14 protein-coding genes are annotated in these 17,810 nt (G+C 36.1%); 11 read left to right on the plus strand and 3 right to left on the minus strand.

What is annotated here, in order from left to right; all coding sequences use genetic code 11:
- Nucleotides 1-71: 71 nt before the first annotated feature.
- Nucleotides 72-1,211 carry an EpsG family protein gene (locus OL225_RS18750; protein ID WP_264519213.1) on the minus strand — a complete coding sequence of 380 codons (1,140 nt, stop codon included), beginning with the start codon at nt 1,209-1,211 and terminating at the stop codon, nt 72-74.
- A 1-nt stretch (nt 1,212) separates the two neighbouring features.
- A complete protein-coding gene (locus OL225_RS18755) occupies nt 1,213-2,220 on the minus strand; it encodes a hypothetical protein (protein ID WP_047377408.1) in 1,008 nt (335 codons plus the stop codon).
- A 192-nt stretch (nt 2,221-2,412) separates the two neighbouring features.
- On the opposite strand from OL225_RS18755, the gene OL225_RS18760 reads away from it, so the two are divergent.
- The 5 genes from OL225_RS18760 to OL225_RS18780 are packed head-to-tail and all read left to right on the plus strand — an operon-like array spanning nt 2,413 to nt 9,046.
- Nucleotides 2,413-6,066: an MMPL family transporter gene (locus tag OL225_RS18760; protein ID WP_264519214.1), complete on the plus strand. Its 3,654-nt coding sequence runs from the start codon at nt 2,413-2,415 to the stop codon at nt 6,064-6,066.
- 42 nt (nt 6,067-6,108) lie between these two features.
- Nucleotides 6,109-7,023: a dialkylrecorsinol condensing enzyme DarA gene (locus OL225_RS18765; RefSeq protein WP_264519215.1), complete on the plus strand. Its 915-nt coding sequence runs from the start codon at nt 6,109-6,111 to the stop codon at nt 7,021-7,023.
- A gap of 1 nt (nt 7,024) precedes the next feature.
- Complete coding sequence (locus OL225_RS18770) at nt 7,025-8,164, plus strand: beta-ketoacyl-ACP synthase III (protein ID WP_047377405.1); 1,140 nt, start codon at nt 7,025-7,027, stop codon at nt 8,162-8,164.
- Nucleotides 8,164-8,595 carry a hypothetical protein gene (locus OL225_RS18775; protein WP_264519216.1) on the plus strand — a complete coding sequence of 144 codons (432 nt, stop codon included), beginning with the start codon at nt 8,164-8,166 and terminating at the stop codon, nt 8,593-8,595. Before OL225_RS18770 ends, OL225_RS18775 begins: the two co-directional genes overlap by 1 nt.
- A gap of 7 nt (nt 8,596-8,602) precedes the next feature.
- Entirely contained in the window at nt 8,603-9,046 is a 444-nt protein-coding gene (locus tag OL225_RS18780) for an ABC transporter permease (protein ID WP_264519217.1), read from the plus strand.
- A 432-nt stretch (nt 9,047-9,478) separates the two neighbouring features.
- Here OL225_RS18780 and OL225_RS18785 read toward each other — a convergent pair whose 3' ends face one another.
- Nucleotides 9,479-12,391, minus strand: coding sequence for a M16 family metallopeptidase (locus tag OL225_RS18785; protein WP_264519218.1), 2,913 nt, complete (start codon nt 12,389-12,391; stop codon nt 9,479-9,481).
- Between the two features lie 361 nt (nt 12,392-12,752).
- On the opposite strand from OL225_RS18785, the gene OL225_RS18790 reads away from it, so the two are divergent.
- The 6 genes from OL225_RS18790 to OL225_RS18815 are packed head-to-tail and all read left to right on the plus strand — an operon-like array spanning nt 12,753 to nt 17,803.
- A complete protein-coding gene (locus OL225_RS18790; protein ID WP_047377402.1) occupies nt 12,753-13,157 on the plus strand; it encodes a hypothetical protein in 405 nt (134 codons plus the stop codon).
- A gap of 60 nt (nt 13,158-13,217) precedes the next feature.
- A complete protein-coding gene (locus OL225_RS18795; RefSeq protein ID WP_047377447.1) occupies nt 13,218-14,213 on the plus strand; it encodes a BtrH N-terminal domain-containing protein in 996 nt (331 codons plus the stop codon).
- 1 nt (nt 14,214) lies between these two features.
- Complete coding sequence (locus OL225_RS18800; protein WP_264519219.1) at nt 14,215-14,973, plus strand: ABC transporter ATP-binding protein; 759 nt, start codon at nt 14,215-14,217, stop codon at nt 14,971-14,973.
- Complete coding sequence (locus tag OL225_RS18805) at nt 14,960-16,228, plus strand: ABC transporter permease (protein ID WP_264519220.1); 1,269 nt, start codon at nt 14,960-14,962, stop codon at nt 16,226-16,228. The genes OL225_RS18800 and OL225_RS18805 overlap by 14 nt, the downstream gene beginning before the upstream one ends.
- On the plus strand, nt 16,218-16,646 hold the full coding sequence (locus tag OL225_RS18810; RefSeq protein ID WP_047377399.1) for an acyl-CoA thioesterase: 429 nt from the start codon (nt 16,218-16,220) through the stop codon (nt 16,644-16,646). Before OL225_RS18805 ends, OL225_RS18810 begins: the two co-directional genes overlap by 11 nt.
- Entirely contained in the window at nt 16,643-17,803 is a 1,161-nt protein-coding gene (locus OL225_RS18815; protein ID WP_264519221.1) for a beta-ketoacyl synthase N-terminal-like domain-containing protein, read from the plus strand. The genes OL225_RS18810 and OL225_RS18815 overlap by 4 nt, the downstream gene beginning before the upstream one ends.
- Nucleotides 17,804-17,810: the final 7 nt, after the last annotated feature.

Below are 17,810 nucleotides of genomic sequence, written 5' to 3' on the forward strand. Positions count from 1 at the left end.
AATCCAAACAACATTTTTGCATAAAAAAAGACAGCTAAAAAGCTGTCTTCATATTTTTTACCTCCAAAATACTATGGAAGAATATGGTTTTTGTAACGTTCTATTGAGAATCGTCCCGCCTTGATATTATTAAAGAGTGAGAAAACAACAAAGTTGAAGACGACAAGTGAAATGATAAACGCATAAATCATGTTCTTGGTTCTCGCAGAAACAACATACATGGCATTTGGAATAATAATATACGAGAACCCAATGAAAGCTCCTGCAAGTCTCGAGGAGAAAATAGGGTTATTTCTAAAGATAAAGTACAGGCAAATACCGATGACAGCATAGTTTCTATGGTATTCATAATAAGGATAAAGCTCTTTCATCTTAGTATCAAAAACAAAAAGAAAGAAGGTCAAAATCGCCATCATCACCTCCGGAATCCCGATACCACCATTCAATCGCTGTACCGTTTCATCCATATATCCGTTGAAACCTTCTACAAGCGTACTATTCGAGGCCATTCCATCCAGGAAGCCTCCAAAACTCCTGTATATTTCAAACGGAGAGAGAAAGACCGAGCCTATAATCATAATCAGCATTACCGTTTTGTTCAGGGGAACACGGGCCAGCCAGTACATTGGCAGGAATAAATAACAGACACTGTGTATACCTGATCCTATAAATATGAAAAATAAGTAATGCCAGAATTTCCGTTCTTTGATGTATCGTATTGCAAAGTAAACGATAAAGGTCCCGAGGTTTTGTCTGATCTGCCCACTTTCTCCGATAAAAAAGTTGGGAATAAACATAAAAAGAGTGAAGGTAAACGGATAAAATGTATTGTCTTCTGTATATTCTACTTTAAAGATCATCGCGAAAATAGCAATGACCAGCGTCAGCATATAAAAAGGGGCATTAAAAAAATTGAGAAGTATTTTATTAATCAATGTATACAGCCACTCTACATCCAGGTTTTCAGATCCTTCCATGTGGAGCATCTTCATAAAGATACTGTAATAGCTTTTGGTATCAGAATAAATATAAATTCCTTTGTAACTTCCGTAGTCAGGACCTACCTCATTTCTAAGCCCGGCAATAAGAATAAAATAAACAGCAAGAAACCAGAACCATTTTTTATCAACCTTTTTTCCATACACTTCCTGAATACTGAAGAACAGCATATAGACGATGGCAATAATATAATATGGATGTAGTAAACTCATGCTAAATCTCTGATGTTTTTTTAAACTGATGATATGCCGTAATAATTCCGGTCAGAATTAAGGGCAGAAAAAGTCTCACCTCCCAAAAAAGACCTACTAATGTGATCATGATAAGGTAAGGGATTGAAAAGAAAAAATATTTTCCAAAAACGTTTCTGTTTTCTTCGTCAGTACAAAGCCTGTATATAAAGTAAATCACAATAATGGCAAAAATCAATCCTGCAAGATTAAAAGGACTGGAAAAGTTCCTGTTGATATAAAAGCCTTCTACAAAAGTAGTTTCATCCTGAACAAGCACAGCTCTTAATCCCAGATAAGGAACAAGAAAGGCAATAACCAGAGGTATTATTTTCAAGATCATCTGATAATTTCCTTTTTTCAATTCAGCAATATTGAAAAATACCGCGGCAAAGAAAGCAATATTCAGACAGGCTGTTTCTCTTACCAATGTGGAGATTGCGATAAGCCCAATGAGGATAAAAAAGAAGATATTTTTCCTGGTATCCAGAAATTTCAGTGTTAAAAACACACCTGTCAGATAGCAGAAAAGGGCAATAGTATCACAGTTTGTTGGTGCATACTGAGTTATTACGATAAAAAAAACAGATAAAAGGTGGATAATTCTTCTTGCATTAAGGTTTAGCAGAAGTCCTGTGGATTTCAGTTTAAATACAGCATTTAAGATCAGGGAGCATCCAATGAAAAACACACTATTCATCAGGAAAAGCCCATGGTAGAACGGCGTTCCGTTTTTGGACAAAAAATCTTTAAAGAAAGAAAAGGGACCATTGATCAGATCATACATTAAATCTGTCATCTGCACACTCAGGTAATTGGGAATCACTCTGTAGGCGTATACCGAGGAAAATAAAAAGTCAGGCGTTGTTTCTGATGTTTTCAGTCTTGTATACGAAGATTCAAATCCATAATAAGACATGGCAAACAACAGAAGCGGAAGTACTATTACAAATAGAAATCCGTTTATTTTTTCATCATTTCTTTTCAACATATCTAAAACAGATTCTTATTTTTTAATAATAATTGTTATTTAAAATACATTTTTTTAAAGGGGAACTTTTGCAAAAGTAGAATATTTTTTCATTCTTCCTAGAATATTTTATTGATTTTCAGTCAAAACTTATCTCTAACTATTTTGAACTAATGCTTAAAAAATTAAATTTGCAGACTTGATTTACATGCAATGCATCGTTTTTTTATATTTTTATATTATCTGATTTCCAGAAATAAAATCCTATCTGTACTTACAGCCTTAGGAATTGCTGTTTTATGCCTGTTTTTTGCATCAAAGATCAATTTTGAGGAAGACATCAATCAGATCATTCCTAAAAATGAAAAATCTGATCTTACGGCAAAGGTTCTTAAGCAGCTTAATTTTTCGGATAAGATCATCGTTATTATTGAGAATAAATCCGGTGAAGACAGTTTTCAGCTTTCTGAAACGGCAGACACTTTTTTGCAGAAAATAGAGCCTCTACAAAAGTATATAGGTTCCGTTCAGGGTAAAGTGAATGATAATGAGATTTCGGAAACATTTGATTTCGTCAGCCAAAACTTACCTTTATTCCTTAATGAAAATGATTATAAGGAAATTGACCGCAAACTTCAGAAAGACAGTATTGCCAAACAGGTAGAGAATAATTATATTTCACTGGTTTCTCCAACTAGTCTTGTTACCAAGGAGTTTATCAAAAAAGATCCTCTGGGGCTTACTTTTTTGGGAATTAAAAAACTGAATGCATTAAACATCAGCAAAGATTTCAAGCTTGAAGACAGCTATATTGTAACCAAAGACGGAAAGAACCTGTTACTTTTTATTGATCCAAAGAATAAAAGTAATGACACGAAAGCCAATGAGGTTTTTGTAGATCAGCTCAACTTAATAAAAGACGGCATTAATAAACAGTTTAAGGGAAAAACAGAGATCAGCTATTTCGGTTCTCCGGTGATTGCTGTAGCCAATGCCAAACAGATCAAAAAAGATATTCAGAATACGGTAGTGATTTCTATGACAGTTCTTCTGATTCTTCTGATCTATTATTTCAGGAATTTCTTTACACCCATCATCGTCTTTTTACCAACAGTATTTTCTGTACTGCTTGCTCTACTCGTCCTTTATTTTATTAAAGATAAAATTTCAGCAATTTCATTAAGTGTAGGAGCCATTCTGATTGGAATTACAATAGATTACGCCCTGCATATTCTTACCCATTATAAGCATAACAATAATATTGAAGAGCTTTATAAAGAAATCACCCAGCCTATTATACTGAGCAGCGCAACAACAGCTGTTTCCTTCCTGTGTCTGGTTTTTGTACGTTCTGAAGCGTTGAAAGATCTGGGACTTTTTGCTGCTATCACCGTTATTCTTTCTTCAATTTCAGCATTGATTATTGTTCCTCAGCTCTATAAGCCTAAAGAAAAAGGAGAACACCTCAATACGAATTTCATCGACAGAATAGGGTCTTATCCTTACGAGAAAAACAAGCCTCTGATTATAGGATGTTCTATTATCATTCTTGCCTGTCTGTTCGGATTCAGGCATGTAGGTTTTAATGAGGACATTGGTGATCTTAATTATATTCCAAAAGACTTGAAAATCAGTGAAGCCAAACTGCAGAAGCTTTCTGATATAACTTCAAAATCTATTTACACCATCTCTTATGGAAATTCCGAAGAGCAGGCATTAACCAGAAATTCTGAACTGAGCAGCTTCCTTGAAAAAGAGAAAAAAGAAGGTAAAATATTAAGCTACAATTCTATTGGAAGCGTCGTCCTTTCAGAAAAGGATCAGCAAAAAAAGATTGAACAATGGAACAGCTTCTGGAATGATTCTAAGAAGAACCAGACTATTTCCGAGCTGATCAGTAATGGAAACAAATTTGGATTCAATGGTTCAGCTTTTGACAACTTCAATGAAGTTTTGCATAAAAATTACACTGCATTAAACCTGAAAGATTACGAAAAGATAAAGGCTCTACAGATCTCAGAATTCATGAGTAGCGAAAATGGTTTTTATACGGTTTCCAATGTGGTAAAAGTAGATGAAAATAAAAGAGATGCTTTCATCAAAGATATTGAGAAGAAGCATGATGCCATTGCTATTGACCGCCAGCAGATGAACGAAAATTTCCTCGGCTTGCTGAAGAGGGACTTCAATACGCTGATCAATTATTCTCTTTTAGCAATTGTCCTGACAATTATTGTGTTTTTCAGAAATCTTGAACTCACAATTCTTACCATGTTCCCGATTGTTTTAACGGGAATTGTAACAGCGGGGATACTTTATTTCTTAGGATTAGAGTTAAATATTTTCAGTACTGTAGTATGTACATTGGTATTTGGAGTGGGAGATGATTTCAGTATCTTTCTCACACAGGCTATGCAAAAAGAACACACAACAGGCAAAAATGAACTACCCACCTATAGAACATCCATTATTCTTGCGGTTTTCACTACTATTCTTTCCATTGGGTCTCTGATTTTCGCCAAGCATCCGGCCCTGCATTCTTTAGCATTAGTGGCCCTTATCGGAATGTTTTCTGTTATTATTATTACTTCTACCTTATATCCCTTTTGGTTCAGATTATTCATTACCAATCGTGCAAAAAAAGGTCTTTCTCCCATTACTTTCAGGCTGTTTTTACGGGCTGTATTTTCGTTTTTATATTACGGCTTGGGAGGATTGGTGTTCTCAGCTTTCGGAAGTTTGTTTATTAAAAATGCCAAAGGAAAAACCTTGGACATCATCAAACTGATTCTGGCTAAGTTCTTAACATCGGTACTTTATTTAACACCTTTTGTAAAGAAAAGGGTTATCAGAAATACCGCTGAAGATTTCAGCAAACCGGCTGTTATTATTGCCAATCACACTTCTTTCTTAGATACCCTGGCCATTGCCATGGCTACCCACAAAATCATCTATCTGGTGAATGACTGGGTATATGAATCTCCTGTTTTCGGAAAACTGGTAAAAGCACTGGGTTTCTATCCGGTTTCACAGGGAATTGAGAATGGAATGGATAAGCTGAAAGAAAAAATTGCACAGGGATATTCCCTAGTTGTTTTCCCTGAAGCAGAACGCTCGTATACCAATGATGTGAAAAGATTCCATAAAGGAGCGTTTTATCTTGCAGAGCAATTTGGGCTGGACGTCCTTCCGCTTTACATTCATGGCAATTCTGAGGTATTACCAAAGGGAGACTTTATTATTTATGATGGAAGCATTACTGTAAAAGTAGGCAGCAGGATCAGCAAAGACGATATGAGTTTTGGCAAGAACTATTCTGAAAGAACAAAGAAGATCAATGCGTATTTCAGAGAAGAGTTTGCTAAACTGAGAGAAGAGATCGAGGATGAAAATTATTTCAAAAAGAAACTGTTCCTGAGCTATCTTTATAAAGACAGCGAAGTGGTAAAAGAAGTAAAAGAAGACTTCAACACCAAAAAATCAGTATATTTCGAACTGAATAAGCATATTTCCAATGAAGCCAACATCCTTCATATGGCCGATGATTTCGGACAGAAAGATGCTTTATTGACTTTATATCAGGCTAGCCGAAGAATTTTTTCTCTGATAAAAGATGATGAAAAAAGAGCAATAGCAGCACATGGCTATCTGGTAAAAAGAAGAAAGATACAGTATATAAAAGACCTTTCAGAAGTGACTAAAAAGATTGATGTTCTTTTGATCTCACATGATCATTTTAGCTTCAAGGATATTCAGGTTCTTCCTGAGACCATCATTTTTGTCAATACAAAGAATGCTTCGTTTGAAAATGAGAATTATACGCTGAAATTTAGTTCTGAATCATTAAAAGTATTTAAAACTAAATAATAAATATGAAAAACATATTTTTGTAAACGCTAAAGAAAACTAATGAAGAAAAATATACTTGTCATATATTATTCACAAACCGGACAACTCGAAGATATCGTGAGAAATATAGCCCAACCTTTTGAAGCTAAAAAGGAGGCTTACGATATTACGTATTACAACATTCAGCTAAAGGAAGATTTTCCTTTTCCCTGGCCAGGTGATGTTTTTTTCAACACCTTTCCAGAGTCTTATTTACAGATTCCAAAAGAAATTCTGCCTCCTTCGGAAGAAATTCTGAGCAAAAAGTATGACCTTATCCTTTTCGGGTATCAGGTATGGTATCTCACACCATCCATTCCTATCATTTCATTTTTAAAGAGTGGTTACGCAGAACGCATCCTTAAAGATACACCTGTAGTCACCATCTCCGGAACCAGAAATATGTGGATGCTCTCCCAGGAAAAATTAAAGGTATACTTAAGAGATTTACATGCAAAACTTGTGGGGAATATTGCATTGGTAGACAGACACGACAATTATACCAGTGTATTAACCATTCTTCGATGGCTTACAACAGGCCAGAAAGAAAAATCAGGAATGCTTCCCGCTGCAGGGGTTTCCAATGAAGAAATCACAGGCTCAGTAAAGTATGGCGAGATTATTGAAAGACATTTTAATAATAACGACCTTAATAATTTGCAGCCGGAGCTTGTGAAAAACGGAGCCATTGAAATCCGCCCGTTTTTAGTACGGGTAGAAAAGGTAGGTAATAAAATTTTCACAGTATGGTCTAATCTGATTATAAAGAAAAAAGAGAAACGTCCATTGCTGATAAAATTCTTTAAGGTATATTTGATGGCAGCGATATGGATTATCTCACCTGTCGTTTTGGTTTTACACCTGCTTACAACCCCTATATTTTGGTTTAAAAGACAAAAACAAAAAAGATATTTACAAGGAATTAATTTAAAATAGAATGTACGACGTATTTATAACAAAAGCATCAAAATACTTACCCAATGAGCCGGTAGCGAATGATGAAATGGAGACTTATCTTGGGCTTATCAATGATGCGCCATCCAAAGCAAAATCACTTATCCTAAGAAATAATAAAATCACGACAAGATACTACGCTTTAGACAAAGAAGGAAACCCCACACACTCTAATGCGCAGCTTACAGCCAAAGCAATTGAAGGACTTTTTGACGAAAATTTCAAAAAGGAAGACATGAAATTATTATCTGTAGGAACTACTTCACCAGACCAGATACAGCCTTCTCACGCTTCTATGGTACATGGTGAGCTGAACATCGGAAAATCTATTGAAATTAATACTTCAACCGGTCTTTGCAACTCAGGAATGAATGCTCTTAATTACGGATTCCTTTCTGTAAAAGCCGGGGTACAGGAAAGTGCAGTATGTGCTGGTTCCGAAAGAATGTCTGCATGGATGACTGCTGATAAATTCAACCATGAAGCTGAAAATTTAAAATTACTGGAAGAAAGACCTATTATTGCTTTCAAAAGAGAATTCCTGAGATGGATGCTTTCTGACGGTGCAGGAGCTTTCCTTTTGCAAAACAAACCGAGAGAAACCGGTATTTCTTTAAAAGTAGAATTCATTGATTTCTATTCTTACGCACACGAAATCGAAGCTTGTATGTATGCCGGATGTGATAAGCTGGAAGACGGAAGCCTAAAATCATGGGCAGATTACCCATCTGATGACTGGTTGAAGCAATCTATTTTTGCCATCAAACAGGATACTAAAATCCTTGATAAATATATCCTTGTAAAAGGAGCAGAAAGTTTAAGATCTTCTTTTGATAAACATAATTTAGATCCGGAAAAAATTGATCACGTATTAGCTCACATTTCTTCAGGATACTTTAAAGACGGACTGAAGGAAGAGTTTGCAAAAAAAGGAATGGATTTCCCTGCAGAAAAATGGTTCTATAACCTTTCTGAGGTTGGAAACATCGGAGCAGGATCTATATTTATTGCCCTGGAAGAACTTATGAATTCCGGGACCTTAAAAAAAGGAGAAAAAGTACTTCTTTGTGTTCCTGAAAGTGGAAGATTCGCTTACTCTTGTGCTTTATTAACCGTTTGCTAATGGAAAACAAACTGCCTACATCCGATAAAGATTTTGTAGAAAGTCTTATTCCACAACGGTTTCCTTTTGTGATGGTACATGAGTTGTCAGAATATTCTGAAAGCCATCTTTTATCCGGTTTTGAGATCAAAGAAGATAATCTTTTCATCCAGGACGGATTATTTCAGGCTTCAGGGCTTATTGAGCACCAGGCACAGAGCGTTGCCCTGCATACAGGATATAAATACTATCTGCTGGGAAAAGATGCGCCTACCGGATATATCGGAGCCATCAAATCTTTTGAAGCTGAAATTCTGCCTAAAGTAGGAGATCATCTGAAATCTGAAGTAACAATCCTCAATGAAGTAATGGGAGTAACCCTTGTGGATATTGTTACAAAACTGAACGGTGAGGTGATTGCAAAATCTCAAATGAAAACCGCTGTAAAATAAACTGGAAATGGAAATAAAGGAAGAGAATATCATCAATATACACAACTTTTTACCGCATCGTGAACCGATGCTTATGGCAGACTACATTCTTGAGCTGACCAAAGAAAAAGTAGTGACTTCCTTTGAAATAAAAGAAGATAACATATTTGTTCACAACAATGAGTTTGCTGAAGCCGGATTAATTGAAAATCTGGCACAAACCTGCTCTTCTATCCTTGGACAAAGCTTCTTTGAAAATCCTGAAGCAGATACAAAAGTAATCGGGTTTATTACCAATATCAAGAAAATTGAAATTTTTGCCCTTCCAAAAGTAAATGACAAAATCATTTCTAAAGCATCACTTATTTCACAATTTGAGAACATCTGCCACATCTTCTGTGAAACATTTAATAATGATGAATTATTGATCAGAGCGGAAATCAACCTGTTTATTCAGGAAATAAAGTCGTAAAGATCAATTCAACATAAAATAGAAAAGCTGTACGTTTTGTACAGCTTTTCTATTTTAAATTACCTAATCCTTATTGTTTGTGAACATTTGTGCAATCCATTTGTGCTATTTGTGTTTAAAAAACAGGTTTTGACTAAAGCCATTTGATTTTTTGTTTTTGCAAGTAGGCTAAAGCCCACTCCTATTGAATTGATTACAATACTTTTACGGAAAAACGTTCATTTTTTGTTTATTCCCACATTTATCACACCCTCATAAAACAACTGATAAACAACATATTACAGACTCCAAAACATCATCATTAAATGAATTATTTCACGTGAAACATTTTATAAATCCGTGAAACTCTGATGATCAGGGAGAAACAGTTTTCAGCATCAAAAAAAGCGGAACATTTCTGTCCCGCTTTTATCATTATTTTTAACAAAAGGATTAATACCCGAAGATCTCTTCAAGAGATACTTCGTTGAATTCTCCCATTTTGTTGATAGATTCCATATTCAGGTTTTCTTTCTTCCCGATGATGGCTGTATTATATTTTACAGGTTTCACCTCAGTATTGTAGAATCCTGTAAGCTGCGGCAATGTCAGTCCCTGGATTTCAGCATAGACATCTTTTCTCAAATCATAATCAACCCCTAGTTTTTTCAACGCTAACTGATTGAAGAAGATATTCGTTCTGTTGATTCTGTTGGATGCAATCTGTTTTAATGCAGAACCTCTTGCATTTTCAAACTGAGCCGGAATTTGTGGTAAAGACACCATTAAATCATTCATGGCGTTTACTGCTAAAGGAAGCTTGTTTGCCTGTGTTCCGATATAATTCATCACATAGTTTGCTTTACCTTTTTCCGAAGCAGCTGCATAAGAAACGTAAGCTGTATAAGCCAATGATTTGCTTTCTCTGATTTCCTGGAAAACGATAGAAGATAGCCCTCTTCCGAAGTATTCATTGAAAACATTTGCTTTCCCAAAATTGCCAAGGTTTACGGTATTGGCCTTTGCCACTTTAGACATTTCCATTTGTACCATGTCATAGTTCGTGAAGTAAACTTTTCCTTCTGTAGCCGGTTCAGTATATTCTTTTGCCTGTGCTGGCTGAAGGCTTGTATTCGTGATAAAAGGCTTCACTGCTTTTTCCAAACCAGCCTGATCCTGTCCGTAAAGAAACACCTGATAAGGATATTGGTTCAGCGTTTTCACTTTCTTCATCAATTCTACAGCGTCAATGCTCTCAAGACGTTCTTTGGAAACGATATCTGTCATTCTTGAGTTTTTACCATATTTAGCATAGTTGGAAAGAGCAGCCATAATTCTCACTTTATCTTTCTTACCTGCAGCTCTTGATTCAAGAATTGTTTTTACCGTTTGAGCATAAATAGCTTTATCAGCTTTTACATTCGTCATCCAGTGGTTCATCAGCTCTACCCCTTTCTTCATATTACTTTCAAGACCGCTTAATGTAACGATCATCTGATCATTGGAAGTTCTCAGGCTGTAACTGATTCCCAACTTATAAAATTCTTCTTTCAGCTGCTCCGGAGTATATTTATCCGTTCCAAGATATTCAAAAAGAGTTCCTGCGATGGAAAGTTCTTTATCATTATCTGTTCCGAAAGGGAAAACATAACTTATCTGAGCAATCTCATTATATTTGTTCTTCACAAAGCTTACCGTCTTATCTTTGATTTTTGAAGTCTGAATAGCTGTTTTAAAATCAATAAATTCAGGTTTAATTTCCGGTACTTTTGTATTCAGAATATCTTTAAGGAAAGGAGACTGAGCTTCTCTGTTCAGTTTAATAGGCGTAATTCCCGGATTCTGTACACGGACAAGCTTATCATTCACTCCTTTTTCTTTATAAATAACAACATAATTGTCCTTATAGAAATCGTTGGCAAACTTCACAACATCAGCTTTCGTGATCTTGTCATACTGGTTGATCTCATCCAGCTCCTGTTCCCATGTTCTTACGTTGATATAAGAATCATAAAGCTCAGTAGCTAATCCGTCAGCAGTTTCCCAGCTTTTCATACGCTGAACTTTTTTATCATTTACGATAGCTTTCAGCATCCAGTCCGGAAACTGTCCTTTTTTCACAAGATCCAGCTGATCCATCAGAAGTTTTTTAGCTTCATCAAAGCTTTGTCCTTCTTTAGGAGTTACTACCAATCCAAATGTACCATACATTTTGTAAGGAGATTCATAAGCTCCTGCTCCAAGCGTTTTTTGCTTTTGGTTGATATTAAGGTCAATTAATCCCGCATCTCCTCTGTTGCTTAAAATTTCAGATACTACATCTGCCAGTCTTGCTTCCTGCGTTCCGTAAGAATCTGTTCTCCATGCAATCGTCATTCTTGGTGTTGTAGGGCTTTTTACAGTTCTTGTAACAATACTGGTCATCGACTCTTCCGTAACCATTTTTTTCATTGGAAGCTCTTTGTATTTGAATGCACCGAAATACTGATCAACTAATTTTATAGTTTTATCATAATCCAAATCTCCAACCAATACTACAGCCATATTATTAGGCACATAATAGGTATCAAAATACTTATGGATAGCTTCCATAGAAGGACTCTTCAAGTGCTCCGAAGTACCTATTGTCGTTTGCTGTCCGTTCGGGTGTTTTGGAAAAAGAGCCTGCATTAATGAATAGAATACAAGGCGGCTGTCATTATCCTGTGCTCTGTTGTACTCCTCATATACCGCTTCAAGTTCTGTATGGAAAAGACGTAATACCAGTTCTGAAAAACGCTCTTTCTCTACTCTTAACCATTTTTCCAATTCGTTGGAAGGGATATTGTTTTTATAAACCGTTTCATCCAAGGATGTATGGGCATTCGTTCCTGTAGCTCCCAGAGAAGAAATGGCTTTATCATATTCATTAGCAATGGCATATCTAGAGGCTTCCTGAGAAACTTCATCAATTTTTTTATAAAGTTCTTTCTTTTTTTCAGGATCTTTTTCCGCTTTATGCTGTTCATAAAGATCAGATATCTGCTTTAGTAAAATTTTTTCTTTTTCCCAGTCCTGAGTTCCCAGATGTGAAGTTCCTTTAAAAACCATGTGCTCAAGGTAGTGAGCCAATCCTGTATTATCACTTGGATCGTTATTTGATCCAGTTCTTACCGGAATATAAGTTTGAATTCTTGGGGCATCATCATTTTTTGCCAGATAAACCTTTAATCCGTTTTTCAGTGTATATACACGTACACCGGCCTGGTCGTTCTTTACAGTTTCATAAGTGTACCCTTGAGCATCTGTGAGCTTTTGGGTCTCAAATTTCTGTGCCATTGCGCTGATCATACAGAAAAGCGAAACAGAAATAAAAAACTTTTTCATAGTTGTTATTTAATAATTATTTTTCAATCCAAATTTCTAAACATTAGTCTTATTTATACAGACACTTGTTACAAGAGAACCGTTACAAGTGGGAATAATAAATCTTATGGGATTATTTTAAGATTATTTTACATTTGATTAGTTAAAGACTTCTGCCCAAATGGGGAAAAATAAAAATCTTGTTGTTATGATTTCGGAGATTTATTGATCATACAGCCCCTATTTCATTACAATAACTCCTCCAGATTTAATATGATTTACATATAATGTATTTTCACTATTTTAGCCACCTGATTAAAAGAATCAAAAAAACAGGTGAATAATTTTTCATCTGGAATCTAAAAAAATGAATATTATTTAGATGAAAAAACAAGACCTACCTCAAGACGAAAGTAACCTGAAATCCGCCAACATGACTGAAGTTCTGTATGTGACGGATGAGAACGACAATTACACGACAGCAAACAGTACAGGCTGGGATGCCAAGAAAGCTGCTCTGGATGAATCTATGGAACTTATTTATGAAAGAATTGAGGAAGCAAAACAAAATGTTGCCAATAATACAGCCAGCCCTATTGCTTACTTTATGGAATTGAACAAAATGGATCTGGGTGTCCTTGCTTCTTATGTAGGAATCTGGCAATGGAGGGTAAAAAGACATTTTAAACCCAAAATATTCAAAACACTAAGCGAAAATGCACTGAAAAAATATGCCGATGCATTCGGAATTTCAGTGGATGAATTAAAAAACTTCAACGGAAAATAAATGAAATGGGCCAGAAATAACGCCCGTTACATTTAACCAATGAAAAGATACGATCAGCAAATGAAATTAAACTTTGAACACCATCAGACTGCGCATTGCGAAAACGGTGTTGCTTCTAATCTACTGCTTAATAAAGGCCTGAAACTAAGCGAACCTATGATTTTCGGAATCGGTTCCGGACTGTTTTTTGTCTATCTTCCTTTTTTAAAGGTGAATTTTGCTCCGGGCTTCAGCTATCGTCCGATGCCGGGTGCTATTTTCAGCAAAGCAGCTAAAAGATTAGGAATTAAAATTAAAAGAGAAAAGTTCTCAAATCCTAAAGATGCCCAAAAAGCTCTTGAAAGAAATCTGGAACAAAATATACCTACCGGTCTTCAGGTGGGGGTTTTCAACCTTACTTATTTTCCCGAAGAATACAAATTCCACTTCAATGCCCATAACCTTGTGGTGTACGGAAAAGAAGACGGAAAATTTCTGATCAGTGATCCGGTAATGGATTATACGACTTCCCTTTCTGAAGCAGAACTGGAAAAAGTGAGATATGCCAAAGGAGCACTTCCTCCAAAAGGACATATGTATTATCCTATTTATGTTCCTGAAAATGTGAATCTTGAAGAAGCTATCAGAAAAGGAATCAAGGATACTTGCAAAAATATGCTGGCGCCCGTACCTCTTATTGGTGTAAAAGCTATGAGATGGGTAGCGAAAAGCATCCCGAAATGGGCAGAAAAAAAGGGAACAAAAGTGACCAACCATTATTTGGGACAACTGATCAGAATGCAGGAAGAAATTGGTACCGGAGGCGGAGGATTCAGATTTATTTATGGTGCATTTCTTCAGGAAGCGGCCGTCATCCTTAAAAAGGATGAGCTTAAGGAATTATCAAAAGAAATTACTTCTATTGGTGATCTTTGGAGAGATTTTGCTGTAGATATTGCCCGTGTTTATAAAAACAGAAACTCAAAAAGCAATATCTATAATGAACTTTCAAAAACGATGCTGCACATTGCAGATCTGGAAGAAGCTTTCTATAAAAAACTAAGAAAAGCGATCTGATATGGCTGAAAATATGATTGAGATCAAAAACTTATATAAGAAATACAAAAATTCTGATGAGTTTTCTGTGAATGATATTTCTTTGAGTATCAGTAAAAATGAAATCTATGGAATTCTCGGACCGAACGGAGCAGGGAAAACTACATTGATTTCAATGCTTTCAGGACTGATAAAGCCTACTTCAGGACAATTTACGATCAATGGTCTATCTCCACATTCAGATGGATTCAAAATAAGACAGATTATCGGAATTGTTCCACAGGAATATGCATTATACCCAACGCTTACCGCTAAAGAAAACCTAATGTTTTTCGGAAGCCTGTATGGTTTAAAACACAATCATCTCAAAAAAGCTATTGATGAATCCCTGGAAATCATGGGACTTTCAAAATTTGCCAACAAGCAGGTAGGACAATTTTCAGGAGGAATGAAACGCAGATGTAACCTCATCGCCGGAACCCTTCACAATCCTAAAGTTTTATTTCTGGATGAACCAACTGTAGGTGTGGATGTTCAGTCTAAAAAAGCAATTATTGATTATCTTTTAGATTTAAATAAACAGGGAACATGCATTATTTATACTTCCCATCACCTTTCGGAAGCTGAAGAATTCTGTACAAAAATTGCCATCATCGACCATGGAAAAATTCATGCTGTAGGAACACCTGAGGAACTGGTGAACAGAGTAGCAAGCGCTGAAAACCTTGAAGATGTTTTCATTTCATTAACCGGAAAAGAATTAAGAGATGTTGTTGTATAAACTGTGGAGAAGTTTTATTAAGGAGATTCTTCTGCTGAAAAGAGATATTGGGGGAATTGTCATCATCTTTGTGATGCCTTTGCTTTTGATTGTAACCATTACCCTTATTCAGGATTCTACCTTTAAAAATCTTGAAGGATCAAAGATTCCGATCATTTTTATTGATCAGGACAAATCTGAAGTTTCAAAAAATATAAAAGCGGAACTGGAAAACAGCAAAACATTCCAGCTGCTGACCAATTTCAGTGAAAAATCTGCTCAGGATGCTGTTTTTTCAGGAGATTATCAGATGGCAATTGTCATTCCGGAAAATTTAACGAAAGATTTAAATTCCAATATTGATTCTAAAGTTCAGACCATTGTAAGTTCATTCGGACTGGAAGGAGACTCCGCAAAAGTAAAAACAACAGCTCCTAAAGCGAAAGAAATTCATTTATACTTTGACCCTGCTACCAATGCAGGATTCAAGAATTCTGTGATGAATTCTGTGAATAAAATGGTTTTTGAAATAGAAAATAAAAAGATCTACAAAGCATTTCAGGATCAGCTGGGAACTACGGAAAATCTTGATGAAAATAAAAACCTGATCAGCTTTAAAGAAATCACTCCCAAGAAAGGAGAAATGGATGTTATGCCGAATTCTGTTCAGCACAACGTTCCTGCATGGACTCTTTTTGCGATCTTCTTTATTGTAGTCCCTTTATCCATCAATCTGGTAAAAGAAAAAAGCCAGGGAACGAGCGTAAGAGCCAGAATAAGCCCTACACCCTATTTTGTACATATTTTAGGAAAAACATTTACCTACCTTATCATCTGTATTATTCAGTTTTTACTGATGGTTGCTGTAGGAATTTATCTTTTCCCTTATATGGACCTTCCTGCATTTGATGTTTCCGGAAAAATGTTCCAGCTTGTAACGGTAACGCTGTTTGCGGGATTAGCGGCTATTGGATTTGGTGTCTTATTAGGAACTATTGCCGATACCCAGGAACAGTCTGCCCCATTCGGAGCAACCTCTGTAGTTGTTTTGGCAGCTATCGGCGGAATCTGGGTTCCTGTATTTTTAATGCCGGAATTCATGCAGACCGTAGCCAAATTCTCTCCTATGAACTGGGGATTGAATGCCTATTATGATATTATTTTAAGAAACAGCGGAATCGGCGGAATTGCCAAAGAATTGGTTTTCCTTTTCTTATTCTATATTGCCACCGTAGCCATTTCCATTTTTTACGAAAGAAAACAAAATGCAGTCTAAAGAAAATATATTAACCTGTACTGAAGAAGTAAGAGTACGATTCAATGAAACAGATCCGCTGGGAATTGTCTGGCATGGGCATTATATCGTATATTTTGAAGACGGAAGAGAAGCTTTCGGGCGTCTGCACGGTCTTACTTATCTTGATATTCAGAATGCGGGATTTGTAACACCTATCGTAAAAAGTACCTGTGAGCATTTTCTCCCTTTAAAATATGGGGAAACTTTCAGGATTGTTACGACTTATGTAAATTCAATATCTGCCAAGCTGATATATAAATATGAAATCTTCAACAATGAAGATCAATTGGTATGCAGCGGAGAAACGATTCAGGTTTTTCTGGACAGTAACGGAAGCTTATGCCTATACAATCCGGAGTTTTTTCAAAACTGGAAAGATAAAATGGGATTATCATGAGGAAGGAAATTTACATCACAGACTACAATTGTGTAACTCCGTTGGGCTTCAATGTTGATTCCAACTGGAATGCTCTTTTGGAAGGAAAATCGGGAGTTGCTTTACATACAATCATAGACAATCAGGCTGCTTTTTATGCTTCTATGATTGATTCTGACAAACTGAATGAAGAATTCAATAGATTCTTCACTCAAAATGATAACGATAATTTCACAAGACTGGAAAAAATGCTTCTTTTAAGCTTACAACCTCTTGTTGAAAAACATCCCCTATCAGAAGACACCGCTTTAATCCTTTCCACAACAAAAGGAAATATCAGTCTGCTAAAAAACCAGTCTGAATTACCAGAAGGCGTTTATTTATCAAAATTAGCAGAAAAAGTTGCAGTTTTTTTTGGATTTAAAACAAAACCAATCATCGTTTCCAATGCCTGTGTTTCGGGGGTAATGGCAATTTCTGTTGCCAAGAATATGATTCAGGCAGGAAGATATAAAGATGCCTTTGTGGTAGCAGGTGATGAACTTTCTGAATTTGTTATTTCAGGATTCAACTCATTTCAGGCTATAGGATCAGGCCCCTGCAAGCCTTATGATAAAAACAGAGACGGAATCAATATTGGTGAAGCAGCAGCAGCAGTTTATGTGACTGGTTGTCATTCTGACGAAGGAAAAATCTCACAAAACGAAAAATTCAAATTTAAAGTATTGGGAGACTCTGCGATAAATGATGCCAATCACATTTCCGGGCCTTCAAGAACAGGTGACGGTTTATATGCAAGTATCAGAAATGCAATGGCAGAAGCCCGTGTTTCTCCGGAACAAATCGATTTTATTTCTGCCCACGGAACAGCCACTTTATATAATGATGAAATGGAAGCCATTGCCTTCAACAGAATGGATCTTCAACATATTCCTCTCAACAGTATGAAAGGATATTACGGACATTGTTTGGGTGCATCCGGACTTCTGGAAAGTATTATTTCTATGGAAAGTGCTCTTCACAGCACTTTGATTCCTTCAAAGAATTTTGAAGAAACGGGAGTAACCCAGCCTTTGAACATCATCAGAGAAAACCAAACTACAGATATTACGTATATCCTGAAAACAGCTTCAGGCTTTGGAGGTTGTAATGCAGCTGTTGTGCTTGAAAAATGTTAAATTGAAA

Origin of the sequence: Chryseobacterium viscerum (genome assembly GCF_025949665.1) — a bacterium.
GTDB lineage: Bacteria > Bacteroidota > Bacteroidia > Flavobacteriales > Weeksellaceae > Chryseobacterium > Chryseobacterium viscerum_A.

Coding starts and splice junctions, on each gene's coding strand:
- OL225_RS18775 (WP_264519216.1), top strand. CDS start 8,164: ATGGAAAACAAACTGCCTACATCCGATAAAGATTTTGTAGAAAGTCTT.
- OL225_RS18770 (WP_047377405.1), top strand. CDS start 7,025: ATGTACGACGTATTTATAACAAAAGCATCAAAATACTTACCCAATGAG.
- OL225_RS18800 (WP_264519219.1), top strand. CDS start 14,215: ATGGCTGAAAATATGATTGAGATCAAAAACTTATATAAGAAATACAAA.
- OL225_RS18785 (WP_264519218.1), bottom strand. CDS start 12,391: ATGAAAAAGTTTTTTATTTCTGTTTCGCTTTTCTGTATGATCAGCGCA.
- OL225_RS18805 (WP_264519220.1), top strand. CDS start 14,960: ATGTTGTTGTATAAACTGTGGAGAAGTTTTATTAAGGAGATTCTTCTG.
- OL225_RS18750 (WP_264519213.1), bottom strand. CDS start 1,211: ATGAGTTTACTACATCCATATTATATTATTGCCATCGTCTATATGCTG.
- OL225_RS18810 (WP_047377399.1), top strand. CDS start 16,218: ATGCAGTCTAAAGAAAATATATTAACCTGTACTGAAGAAGTAAGAGTA.
- OL225_RS18765 (WP_264519215.1), top strand. CDS start 6,109: ATGAAGAAAAATATACTTGTCATATATTATTCACAAACCGGACAACTC.
- OL225_RS18755 (WP_047377408.1), bottom strand. CDS start 2,220: ATGTTGAAAAGAAATGATGAAAAAATAAACGGATTTCTATTTGTAATA.
- OL225_RS18790 (WP_047377402.1), top strand. CDS start 12,753: ATGAAAAAACAAGACCTACCTCAAGACGAAAGTAACCTGAAATCCGCC.
- OL225_RS18780 (WP_264519217.1), top strand. CDS start 8,603: ATGGAAATAAAGGAAGAGAATATCATCAATATACACAACTTTTTACCG.
- OL225_RS18795 (WP_047377447.1), top strand. CDS start 13,218: ATGAAATTAAACTTTGAACACCATCAGACTGCGCATTGCGAAAACGGT.
- OL225_RS18760 (WP_264519214.1), top strand. CDS start 2,413: ATGCATCGTTTTTTTATATTTTTATATTATCTGATTTCCAGAAATAAA.
- OL225_RS18815 (WP_264519221.1), top strand. CDS start 16,643: ATGAGGAAGGAAATTTACATCACAGACTACAATTGTGTAACTCCGTTG.